This window comes from Ideonella margarita (genome assembly GCF_038066635.1).
Lineage (GTDB): Bacteria > Pseudomonadota > Gammaproteobacteria > Burkholderiales > Burkholderiaceae_C > Ideonella > Ideonella margarita.
In genome coordinates, this window is the sequence record NZ_JBBUTI010000001.1 from 537,314 (window position 1) to 549,114 (window position 11,801).

The window sequence follows — 11,801 nt, forward strand, 5'->3', positions numbered from 1 at the left end:
ATGAATCCTCAGACCGCCGTGAACGCCGCTTCTCTCGCTCAGCCCGTGATCATTGCCACCCGCGAAAGCCGACTTGCCCTGTGGCAAGCCGAGCATGTGCGTGACCGCCTGTTGGCTGACCTCGGCCTGCGCGCCGACCTGCTGGGCATGACGACCCGCGGTGACCAGATCCTGGACCGCAGCCTGTCGAAGGTGGGCGGCAAGGGCCTGTTCGTGAAGGAGCTGGAACTGGCGCTGGAGAGCGGCCAGGCGCACCTGGCCGTGCATTCGCTGAAGGACGTGCCGATGGAGTTGCCGGAAGGCTTCTCGCTGGTGGCCGTGATGGAGCGCGAAGATCCGCGCGACGCATTTGTATCGAACCACTACGACAACCTCGACGCGCTGCCGCAGGGGGCGTGCGTGGGCACCTCCAGCTTGCGCCGCGTGGTGCAGCTGAAGGCCCGTCGGCCGGACCTGCGCATCGAGCCCCTGCGCGGCAACCTTGACACTCGCCTGCGCAAGCTCGATGAAGGCGGCTACGACGCCATCGTGCTGGCAGCGGCCGGCCTGAAGCGACTGGGCCTGGCCAACCGCATCCGTTCGGTGTTCGAGGTGGACCAGATGATTCCGTGCGCCGGCCAGGGCGCGCTGGGCCTGGAGGTGCGCACCGGGCAGGTGGCGCTCGCCGCGGCCTTGCAAGCTTTCGTGCACCAGCCCACCTGGCTGGCCACCCATGCCGAGCGGGCGGTTTCGCGTGCATTGGGCGGCAGCTGCAGCGTGCCGCTGGCAGCCCATGCGGTGATTGACGCTGCGGGCGTGCTGCACCTGGACGTGGCGCTTGGCCACGCCGGTGATCCTTCGCAGCCCTTGTTGAAGGGGCACCAGCAGGGCCTGGTGAGCACCACGGCGGAAGCGGAAGCCCTGGGCGAGGCGGCAGCCGCCTCGCTGCGGGCGTTGGGCGGTGACGCCTACCTGGCCGGCAGCGCTGCTCTCTGAAGCGCGAAGCACGCAGGGCCACCCCGTGAGTGAACCCACGGACATCGAAGCCCGGCAGGAAGGGGGGCGGCGCGTGTTGCTGGCCATCGTGACAAGGCCTGAACCGCAGGCCTCGGCCTGGGTCAGCAAACTGCGTGCCCGGGGTGTGCAGGCGGTGGCTTGTCCGCTGCTGGTGATCGGGCCGGCGCCTGATCCGGCGGCGGTGCGGGGCGTGATGACCGCTTTGTGCGCCCCTGACAGCGTCATGTTTGTCAGCCCGAACGCGGCGGCGCAGTTCTTCGCTTGCCGGCCGTCACATTGGCGTTGGCCGGAGGGCGTGCAGGCGCTGGCGACGGGCCCCGGCACGGTGGCGGCCTTGCTGGAGGCGGGTGTGCCGGAGGCGCTCATCGTGGCGCCGCCGGTGGCCTCGGCCCAGTTTGATTCTGAAACACTGTGGGCGCAGGTGTGTCAGCAGCCCTGGGCTGGCCGCCGCCTGTGGGTGGTGCGGGGCGAGGGCGGCCGTGACTGGTTCAGCACCACGGCCCGCGCGGCGGGTGCTGACGTGCAGTGGGTGCAGGCCTACGCCCGCTCGTCGCCCGCAGCCAGCGACGCTGTGCTGCAACGCTTGCAGGGCCTGCATGCCATGGGGCCGCAGGCGGTCTGGCTGCTCAGCAGCTCTGAGGCGGTGGACCACCTCGAAGCGTTGTTGCCCGGAGTGTCTTGGGCGGCCGGGGTGGCGGTGGCATCGCACCCGCGCATCGCCGAGCGTGCGCATGCGCTCGGGATGGGCTGCGTGCTGGATGTGCGGCCCACCGTGGACGCGGTGGTGGATGCGGTGACGGCACTGCAGGCGACAGCCCCGGATACGAGTGCTTTGCGGCACCAGTGTGGCGCCGCTGCTGCGCCCGACCTGCCTGTTGGCGGGGCATGACGCCCTTTGTGGGTGCGCTCTATACAATCGAAGCGACATGGTGAGCGCTTCTGACAACACCCCTTCCGACCTGCCCGCAAGCCAGCCTCTGGTGCCGCCGGCAGCCCCTGTGTTCGATGCGGGGGCGGCAGCGCCTGTTCCGCCATCGCCACCGCCACCACCCGCACCCCCTGCGTCTCCGCCATCCGCGCCGTTCCCGGCCGTGCATGCCGTGGTGACGCCCGGTGCGCGTGGTCAGGTCTGGGTGCTGGGGGCCGTGGCGCTCACGGCCTTGAGCGTCGTCAGCCTGGCCTTGGTGTGGACCACCCAGCAACGCGTCAAATCGCTGGAGCAGGAGCTGGTGCGCCGCCAGCAGTCCAGCCAGGATCAATCCACCGAGGCCCGGCTGATGGCCCGCCAGGCGCAGGAAGCCTCCGCCGAGGTGGTCGCCAAGCAAGCCTTGCTGGAAGCGCGGGTGGCCGAATCGGCCCTGCAACGCACACAGGTCGAAGAACTCATCCAGTCCTTGTCGCGTTCCCGCGATGAAAACGTGTTGTCTGATGTGGAGGCCGGTTTGCGCGTGGCCCAGCAGCAGGCGGCCATCACCGGCAGCCCTGAGCCCACGGTCGCTGCGCTCAAGCAAGTGGAAGAGCGCCTGGCGCGCTACAACCAGCCGCGCCTGGAGCGTGTGCGCCGCGCGGTGGCCCGTGACCTGGACCGCGCCCGCAGCGTGGCCGCGGCCGACTTGCCCGGCTTGTCCATCCGGCTTGATGAAGCCGTGCGTCTGGTCGATGAGCTGCCCTTGCTGACCACACCCGAGCGCCGCCCCTTGCCCGCGCCCAAGCCCGTGGCGGCAACGGCTGCCAAGCCGGCCTCGTCGGCTGATGCTGCAACTCAAGGCATGGTGGCCAGCTGGCTGGGCGCTGCGTCGGCGTTCTGGGACCGCGTGTCCGCAGACGTCTGGCAGGAAGCTCGCTCGCTGGTGCGCGTGACCAACATCGACCAACCCGAGGCGATGCTGGTGTCGCCCGATCAGGGCTTCTTCCTGCGTGAGAACCTCAAGCTGCGCTTGCTGAATGCGCGGCTGGCCTTGCTGTCCCGGCAGTTTGACCAGGCCCAGACCGACCTGCAGCAGGCCCACGTGGCGCTCGACCGCTACTTCGACCGCAGCTCGCGGCGGGTGGTGATGGCCCAAGACCTGGTTCAGCAGGTGGCCGCCCAGAGCCGGCAGGTGCAATTGCCCCGCCCCGATGAAACCCTGGCGGCCCTGGCGGCTGCCAACGCGGGCCGCTGAGGCCCGGCGGGAAGGCGCACATGCGGTCGGTGGTGTGGTTGATTCTGGTGTTCGTGGGGGCCGTCGTGGCCGCCACGGTGTTGGGGCGCAATGACGCGCTGGTGTCGTTCTTTTACGGGTCGACGCGGCTGGACATGTCGCTCAACCTGTTCCTCATCAGCCTGCTGGCGCTGGTGTTTCTGCTGTTCTCCGGTTTGCAGGCCATCAATGCCTTGCTGAGCCTGCCGGTACGGGCGCGCGAATGGCGCGCGCTCAAGCGTGAGCGGGCAGCACACGCCGCGTTGCGTGAAGCGCTGGCCGAGCTGCTGGCGGCGCGTTATGCACGTGCCCAGCGTGCGGCTGAGCGGGCGCTGCTGCTGCAGGCCGAGGCCGAAGTGCTGCATGACGATCTGCAGTTCACCGCATTGGCGCAATTGATTGCCGCAAATGGCTTGCATCGTCTGCAAGACCGCCGCGGCCGCGATGATCGTTTGCAGCTTGCGCTGGCCCTGGCGCAAAGCCGCAAGTCGACCGGCCCGAGCGTGGCCGAGGGCGCCTTGCTGCTGAGCGCCGAATGGGCCCTGGATGACCGTGACGCCACCCGCGCGATGCGTGAGTTGCAGGCGCTGCCCGCCGGGGTGGGCCGGCGCACGCAGGCCTTGCGCCTGCGTCTGCAAGCCACGCGCCAGCTGCGTCAGCCGCTGGAGGCGCTGCAGACCGCGCGTCTGCTGGCCAAGCACCAGGCGTTCTCGCCGATGGCCGCGCAGTCGCTGCTGCGTTCACTTGCCATCGAGGCACTCAACGACGCCCATGACGACCAGCAACTGCAGCAGGTCTGGGAGCGGCTCGACAACGGCGTGCGGCGTGATGCCTTCGTGGTGGCACGTGCTGCCCGCCGCGCGCAGGCGCTGGGCAATGTGGCGCTGGGCCGGCAATGGCTGCAGCCGCTGTGGGAGCAGATCGGCCGCAGCGAGGCCGACGAGCGCCTGCAACTGGCCATGGCGTTGGTGGATTGCGCACCGGGCCTGGGCAGCGATTGGCTGCCGCGCATCGAGGCCGCGTTGGCGCAGTTCGGCCATGAGCCGGCGCTGGTGGCTGCGGCCGCCATGGCCTTCGCTGATCGTCAGCTGTGGGGCAAGGCCCGCCGGCCACTGGAGCAGACGGCCTCAGCCGCGTCGCTGCCGGCTGCCGTGCGTCGTCAGGCGCTGCGCTGCCTGGCCGGGCTGGCGCGCGAAGAGGGGCACGAGGATCGGGCGGCCGCTTACGACCAGCGTGCCGCCATGATCGATTGAGGCCATATTCAAGTTCCTTGCAAATAGTTGGCATGAAGTAAAAACCCATGCTATACTGCGAGGCTCAGCGCGGCTGTAGCTCAGTTGGATAGAGTACTTGGCTACGAACCAAGGGGTCGTGGGTTCGAATCCTGCCAGCCGCACCAAATAAAACCGAATCAGTATTCGTCAACGGAATACTGATTCGTTCTTCGGGACGTTCCGCAAAGTGCGAGCCGAAGAGCCATTGCGGCTGTAGCTCAGTTGGATAGAGTACTTGGCTACGAACCAAGGGGTCGTGGGTTCGAATCCTGCCAGCCGCACCAAATAGACGAGGGTCAGCATGAAAATGCTGACCCTTTAGTCGTTCTGGCGTCTGCTCTTTCAGGTATGCCGGCCTATCCCGGTTTCAGCCAGACTCAGGGTTCTCGCCCGTATGTCGCGCGCTGTAATTCGATTACGCTTCGCACGTTTCAAATATCGGCACCAAACAGGCACGGCTGCGCCCCACAGCCACCGCTGGTGCTGAACCCATTTGACATTCCTGAATTTTCGCTAATTTAACGATAAATCACCCAATGTGCAAGCGCCGGATCGCCATCAAGCCGGCTGAAGCCTGCTGCAGCGCGAACTGAGCACCGCAAAAGCCCGCACATCACCACGCCAACTCCTCAAACCTCAGAGACCCAACCCATGAAATTCACTGACGGCCAGTGGCTGCTTCAACCCGGCGCAGCCGCCCACTACGCCAGCGAGGCCTACGCCGTGGAAGCCCACGCCGACCGCATCGTCGTGCTCGCCACCTCGCGCCCCATCAAGCACCGTGGCGACACCCTGCAGGGCCCGACACTCACCGTGACGCTGCAATCGCCGATCGAAGGTGTGATCCGCGTCAGCGTCGAGCACTACAGCGCCTCGCAGCCCCAGCGCCTGCATGTGCCGATGCCGGGTGCCGGCACACCGGAAGTGCAGGTGGTTGAAACCGACAGCCACGTCACGCTCACCTCGGGCGCCATCAGCGTCGACGTGCGCAAAGGCGAGGGCTGGCAGATTACCTTCCGCGAAGGCACGCGTGTGCTCACGCGCAGCGACTGGCGCAGCCTCGGCTATGTGCAGTGGGGCCCCAAGGGCAACTTCGTGCATGAGCAGCTCACGCTGGCTGTCGGCGAAACGGTTTATGGCCTCGGTGAGCGGTTCACGCCGTGGGTCAAGAACGGCCAGGTCGTCGAGAACATCAACAAGGACGGCGGCACCGCCTGCGAGCAGGCCTACAAGAGCATCCCGTTCTACATCACCAACCGCGGCTACGGCGTGCTGGTGAACGAGGCTGGTCCGGTCTCGTTCGAGGTGGCTTCTGAAAAGACCACCCGGGTGCAGTTCAGCCGCGAAGGCGAAAGCCTCGACTACTGCGTGATCGCCGGGCCGACCCAGAAGGACGTACTGCAACGCCTGACCGCCCTGACCGGCCGTGCCCCGCTGCCCCCCGCCTGGACCTTCGGCCTGTGGCTGACCACCTCGTTCACCACGCAGTACGACGAGGCCACCGCCACCCATTTCATCGATGAGATGAAGCGCCGCGATCTGCCGCTGAGCGTCTTCCACTTCGACTGCTTCTGGATGCGTGAATTCCAGTGGTGCGATTTCGCATGGGATCCGCGCGGCTTCCCCGAGCCCGAGGCGATGCTCGCCCGCCTGCATGCCAAGGGCTTGAAGATCAGCCTCTGGATCAATCCGTACATCGCTCAGAAGTCCCCCCTGTTCGCAGAAGCCGCCCGCGAGGGTTACTTCATCAAGCGCACCAACGGCCACACCTTCCAGACCGATCTCTGGCAGCCGGGCATGGCCATCGTCGATTTCACCAACCCGGCCGCCGTGGCCTGGTACCAGGGCCACCTGCGCCGCCTGCTGGCGATGGGCGTCGATTGCTTCAAGACCGACTTCGGCGAGCGCATTCCCGACAAGGACGTCACCTACTTCAACGGCGCCGATCCGGTGGAGATGCACAACCTCTATGCACTGCAGTACAACGAGGTGGTGTTCGACGTGCTGCGCGAGGTGCGCGGTGATGCCGAAGCCGTCGTGTTCGCCCGCTCCACCTACGCCTCGGGCCAGCGCTTCCCGGTGCACTGGGGCGGTGACTGCTGGTCGAACTTCGAGTCGATGGCGGAAAGCTTGCGCGGCGGCCTCTCGCTCACCAGCTGCGGCTTCGCCTTCTGGAGCCACGACATCGGCGGCTTCGAGGGCAGCCCTCCGCCGGCTGTCTACAAGCGCTGGATCCAGTTCGGCCTGCTGTCGTCGCACAGCCGCCTGCATGGCAGCAGCTTCTACCGCGTGCCCTGGCTGGTCGACGAAGAAAGCTGCGACGTGCTGGGCAAGTTCACCCGCCTGAAGCACCAGCTGATGCCGTACCTGTACACCAAGGCCGTCGAGGCCACGCAGACGGGCGTGCCCATGATGCGCTCGATGGTGCTGGAGTACCCGGGCGATCCGGCCTGTACCACGCTCGACCGTCAGTACCAGCTCGGTGAGCACCTGCTCGTGGCGCCCGTGTTCACTGAATCCGGCGAGGTGGATTTCTACCTGCCAGCCACCGCAGCCGGCGGCCGCTGGACGCACCTGCTGACCGGTGAGCGCAAGGCCGGTGGCCAGTGGCACCGTGAGCAGCACGACTTCCTGAGCCTGCCGCTGTACGTGGCGCCGAACACCGTGCTGCCCTGGGGCGCTGAAACCGAGCGCCCCGACTACGACTACACCACGGGGGTGACGCTGCGCGTGTTCGAGCTGGCCGATGGCGCCACGGCTGCCTTCACCGTGGTGGCCATGGACGGCACCATCGCCGCCGTGGGCGAGGTGAGCCGCCAGGGGCAGCGCTTTGATGCGCACATCACCAGCGGCGCGCTGGTCGACTGGTGCATTGAGGTGGATGGCCGGCGCAGTTCGGTCACCCGCGCCACCTCGCTGGCCTGGACCGCCTGATGCACCGCCGGCCCCCATCACCATGAGTCGCTCGTTCAACCTCAACAGCCTCGGCCAGGCTGTGGTGCTGGTGGCCATGGCTGCCGGCACCGGCTGGCTGGCCGCAGGTGAAACGCCGGTGGCGGCGCCAGCAGGGCCTGGTGCCGCACCGCCCGGTGCCGCCTCGCCCGCGCCAGTGCCTTCCCCGGCCCCGGTGGCCCTGATGAACCAGCTCGGTTTTCTGCCGGGCGCATCCAAATGGGCCGTGCTGCCGGCGGCTGCCGGCGAGCAGTACGAGGTGCGGCGTGCCGACACCGGACGGGTGGTGCTCAAAGGCGACGCAACCGCCGCTGCGCTCTGGGCCCCATCGGGTGACCAGGTACGCTTGGCCGATCTGTCGGCGGTGCAAGCCCCGGGCCGCTATGAGCTGCGCTGGTCTGCGCCCACCACGTCGCCGCAGCCATCAGCAGCCAGCCACAGCTTCACCATCCATCCGAAGGCCTATGAGGCCCTGGTCGACGCCAGCCTCAAGGCTTTCTATTTCAACCGCGCCGGCACGGCCCTGCTGCCGCAGCATGCCGGCGCCTGGGCGCGCCCGGCCGGCCATCCTGACACCCGCGTGCTGGTGCATGCCTCGGCAGCCAGCCCCGGCCGCCCCGCAGGCACGGTCATCAGCAGCCCGAAGGGCTGGTATGACGCGGGCGACTACAACAAGTACATCGTCAACTCCGGCATCAGCACCTACACCTTGCTGGCCGCCTGGGAGCATTTCCCGGCCTTCTTCAAGCCCCGTGGCATCGGCATTCCGGAGACCGGCAACGGCATCCCCGATGTGCTCAACGAGGCCCTCTGGAACCTCGACTGGATGCTGACGATGCAGGACCCGGCCGACGGCGGGGTCTATCACAAGCTCACCGATCTGCGCTTCGACGGCATGCAGTTGCCACACCTCTCCAAGGCCGAGCGCTATGTGGTGCAGAAGAGCACGGCGGCCACGCTGGACTTCGCCGCCGTGATGGCGGTGGCCAGCCGGGTGATGGCCAAATTCGAGGCGCAACGGCCGGGCCTGTCTGCGCGCATGCTGGCGGCGTCCCGGTCGGCCTGGCAGTGGGCGCAGGCCCACCCTGATGTGGTTTACCGCCAGCCCGCGGATGTGGTGACCGGCGAGTATGGCGACGGCAAGCTCACGGACGAATACGCCTGGGCCGCCGCCGAGCTCTACATCACCACCCGCGATGAGCTGTACCTCGGCGCCCTGCGCAGCCTTGCGCCAGCCATGGGTGTGCCCGGCTGGGGCGACGTGAATGGCCTGGCCTGGATCTCGCTGGCGCATCACCGCGCCCACCTCACGCCGGCAGCGGCACAACTGGGCATCGAGCGCCACGTCACTGATCTGGCGCGCAGCCTGACCGCGCGCTGGCAGGCCTCCGCATGGCGCCTGAGCATGGTTTCCGGAGACTTCGTCTGGGGCAGCAATGCCGTGGCACTGAACCAGGCGATGGTGCTGTTGCAGGGCTATCGCCTGACGGGTGACGAGCGCCAGTTGGCCGCCGCACAGGCCCTGCTGGACTACGTGCTGGGGCGCAACCCGATGGCCCTGGCGATGGTGACCGGGCAGGGCACGCGCTCGCCGCTGCACCCGCACCACCGCATTTCCGAAGGTGACGGCGTGGCCGCCCCGGTGCCCGGCTTCATCGTCGCCGGGCCCAACCCGGGCCGGGAAGACCAGAAGGACTGCCCTGTGCCCTACGCCTCAGCCGCGCCGGCCAAGGCCTACCTCGACCACGTCTGCAGCTATGCCAGCAACGAGGTCGCCATCAACTGGAATGCCCCGCTGGTGTATGTCGCCACGGCCCTGCAGGTGCTGACCCCCGTTCAGCCCGCGCACACCCGGCGCTCAAGCCACCAGGCCACCACACCCACCCTGCCATGAAGTCAGCCAACCGCCACCCTTTGACCTGGGTCCCCAGCCTTTACCTGGCCATGGGCCTGCCGAACGTGATGGTGGGGGTGGTGGCTGCCATCCTCTACAAGAATCTCGGCGTGTCCAACGAGGACATCGCGCTCTACACCTCGCAGATGTACCTGCCCTGGGTGCTCAAGCCCCTGTGGTCGCCCTTGCTGGAGCCCTTCCAGACCAAGCGCTGGTGGGCCCTGTGCATGCAGCTGGTGATGATGGCTTCGCTCGGCGCGGTGGCCTTCTGCCTGCCGCTCGACAGCTTCTTCCAGGCCTCGCTGGCCTTCTTCTGGATCACCGGGTTTGCCTCGGCCACGCAAGACATCGTCGCCGACGGCATCTTCATCACCACCATGCCGCTGAAGGACCAGGCGCGTTACGCCGGTCTGCAAGGCATGTGCTGGAACCTCGGTGCCGTGGTGGGCTCGGGCCTGCTGGTGTCGCTGACGGGCTGGCTGCACAACCAGCTGGGCTGGAGCTGGGTGCAGTGCTGGATGAGCGTCATGCTCGCCACCGCCGCGATGATGGGCCTGTTCGCCGCATGGCACTGGCGCACGCTGCCGGCGGGTGCGCCGTCTGCGCTGCAGGGTCGGGGTCTGGCGGCGTCGGGCACGGCGCTGAAAGAAGCCTGGGTCAGCTTCTTCGCCAAGCCGCAGATCTGGATGATGCTGGCGGTGATCTTCTTCTACCGCTTCGGCGAAGGCTTCATCGAGAAGTTCGGCCCGCTGTTCCTGCTCGATGCCCGCAGCGCGGGTGGGCTCGGGCTGAGCAATGAGTCGATGGGATTTCTCAACGGCACCGCTGGCACGCTGGCCTTCATCGCGGGTGCGTTCCTGGGTGGCTTCATGGTGGCCCGGTGGAGCCTGCCTCGCACGCTGGTGCTGCTCAGCCTGGTGCTGAATCTGCCGCACGTCACCTACTGGTTGCTGAGCCAGCAGCTGCCCACCGCCATGGCCTGGATCGGCGTGCTGGTGGCCATCGAGAAGTTCGGCTTCGGCATGGGCTCGGTGGGCCTGATGCTCTACATGATGCAGCAGGTGGCGCCGGGGCCGTTCAAGATGACCCACTACGCCTATGCCACCGGCGTGATGGCCCTGACCAAGTGGTCCACCGGCACCGTCAGTGCCTGGGTGTTTGCCGCCTGCGGGCAGCGCTACACCACGTTTTTCAGCCTGGTGCTGGCACTGTCGGTGGTGCCGGTGGTGCTGGCTTTCTTTGCGCCCTTCCCGCAGAGCGAGCAGTGCGAGCCCTGAAGCCTGAAGACCCGCGGGCCTTCAGGCATTCAGGGATTCAAGCCCTCAAGCCTTCTGCTTGTTGAAGACATCGACGCACACGGCGCCCAGCAGCACCAGGCCTTTGATGACCTGCTGGTAGTCGATGCCGATGCCGAGGATGGACATGCCGTTGTTCATCACGCCCATCACCAGCGCGCCGATCACGGCGCCGGTGACCTTGCCCACACCACCCGAGGCCGACGCACCGCCGATGAAGCAGGCGGCGATCACGTCCAGCTCGAAGCCGAGGCCGGCCTTGGGTGTCGCGGTGTTCAGGCGGGCGGCAAACACCAGCCCGGCCAGCGCCGCCAGCACGCCCATGTTGATGAACGACAGGAAGACCAGCCGTTCGGTGCGCACGCCAGACAGGCGGGCGGCCTTCTCGTTGCCACCCAGCGCATAGATGCGCCGGCCGATCACGGTGCGGCTGGCCAGGAAGTCGTAGGCCACCATCAGCACCAGCATCACCACCAGCACATTCGGCCAGCCCTTGTAGGTGGCCAGCTGCCAGCTCAGCGCCAGCACGGCAGCGGCGAACAGCGCATGGCGCGCGCCAAACACCAGCCACGGCTCCACCGGCATGCCATGTTGCAGGTGCTGGCTGCGCTTGCGCCAGGCCGTGGCCAGCATCGCCACGGCCAGCGCCAGGCCCAGCAGGCATGAAGTGACGCGCAATTCCTCGCCGGCCAGTGGGTCCGGCAGAAAGCCGGCGCTGAGCAACTGGAAGTCTTCGGGGAAGGGGCCGACCGACTGGCCCTGCAGCAGCGCCAGGGCCAGGCCCTTGAACACCAGCATGCCGGCCAGCGTGACGATGAAAGAAGGGATGCGCAGCCAGGCCACGACCGCCCCCTGCGCGGCGCCGATGACGCCGCCCACCACCAGGCACACCAGCGAGGCCGGCAGGAAATGCCAGCCGTGCTCGACCATCAACACCGCAGCCAGCGCGCCGATGAAGCCGCACACCGAGCCGACAGACAGATCGATGTGGCCCGCCACGATGACCAGCAGCATGCCCAGCGCCATGATGACGATGTAGCTGTTCTGCAGCACCAGGTTGGTCAGGTTCAGCGGCTGCAGCAGCGTGCCGTCAGTGGCCACCTGGAAAAACAGCATGATGGCTGCCAGCGACAGCAGCATGCCGTACTCGCGCAGGTGCCGCTTGAGAAATTCGCCGGACGCCGCCGACTGTTTGGACACGTCATTCACC

Annotated in this window: 8 protein-coding genes and 2 tRNA genes; 9 read left to right on the plus strand and 1 reads right to left on the minus strand. The window is 67.4% G+C overall.

The window, feature by feature from the left end; all coding sequences use genetic code 11:
- The 9 genes from hemC (at position 1) to AACH00_RS02545 (ending at position 10,573) form a co-directional block, all read left to right on the plus strand.
- Positions 1-975, plus strand: coding sequence for a hydroxymethylbilane synthase (hemC, locus tag AACH00_RS02505; RefSeq protein ID WP_341397360.1), 975 nt, complete (start codon positions 1-3; stop codon positions 973-975).
- Positions 976-1,000: 25 nt separating this feature from the next.
- The gene (locus AACH00_RS02510) at positions 1,001-1,885 is read left to right on the plus strand and encodes a uroporphyrinogen-III synthase (RefSeq protein ID WP_341397361.1); all 885 of its coding nucleotides are present in this window, start codon (positions 1,001-1,003) and stop codon (positions 1,883-1,885) included.
- Between the two features lie 37 nt (positions 1,886-1,922).
- On the plus strand, positions 1,923-3,158 hold the full coding sequence (locus AACH00_RS02515) for a uroporphyrinogen-III C-methyltransferase (protein ID WP_341397362.1): 1,236 nt from the start codon (positions 1,923-1,925) through the stop codon (positions 3,156-3,158).
- Between the two features lie 20 nt (positions 3,159-3,178).
- The gene (locus AACH00_RS02520; RefSeq protein ID WP_341397363.1) at positions 3,179-4,429 is read left to right on the plus strand and encodes a heme biosynthesis HemY N-terminal domain-containing protein; all 1,251 of its coding nucleotides are present in this window, start codon (positions 3,179-3,181) and stop codon (positions 4,427-4,429) included.
- Between the two features lie 69 nt (positions 4,430-4,498).
- Positions 4,499-4,575 (plus strand) — tRNA-Arg (locus tag AACH00_RS02525).
- An 82-nt stretch (positions 4,576-4,657) separates the two neighbouring features.
- Positions 4,658-4,734, plus strand: a tRNA-Arg gene (locus AACH00_RS02530).
- A 367-nt stretch (positions 4,735-5,101) separates the two neighbouring features.
- The gene (gene yicI, locus AACH00_RS02535) at positions 5,102-7,384 is read left to right on the plus strand and encodes an alpha-xylosidase (protein ID WP_341397364.1); all 2,283 of its coding nucleotides are present in this window, start codon (positions 5,102-5,104) and stop codon (positions 7,382-7,384) included.
- Positions 7,385-7,406: 22 nt separating this feature from the next.
- Positions 7,407-9,296 (plus strand): glycoside hydrolase family 9 protein, encoded by a 1,890-nt coding sequence (locus AACH00_RS02540; protein WP_341397365.1) that lies wholly within the window; start codon positions 7,407-7,409, stop codon positions 9,294-9,296.
- Entirely contained in the window at positions 9,293-10,573 is a 1,281-nt protein-coding gene (locus tag AACH00_RS02545; protein WP_341397366.1) for an MFS transporter, read from the plus strand. Before AACH00_RS02540 ends, AACH00_RS02545 begins: the two co-directional genes overlap by 4 nt.
- Positions 10,574-10,618: 45 nt before the next feature.
- Here the strand turns inward: AACH00_RS02545 and mmsB are convergent, their stop codons facing one another.
- Positions 10,619-11,791 (minus strand): multiple monosaccharide ABC transporter permease, encoded by a 1,173-nt coding sequence (gene mmsB / locus AACH00_RS02550; RefSeq protein ID WP_341397367.1) that lies wholly within the window; start codon positions 11,789-11,791, stop codon positions 10,619-10,621.
- Positions 11,792-11,801: the final 10 nt, after the last annotated feature.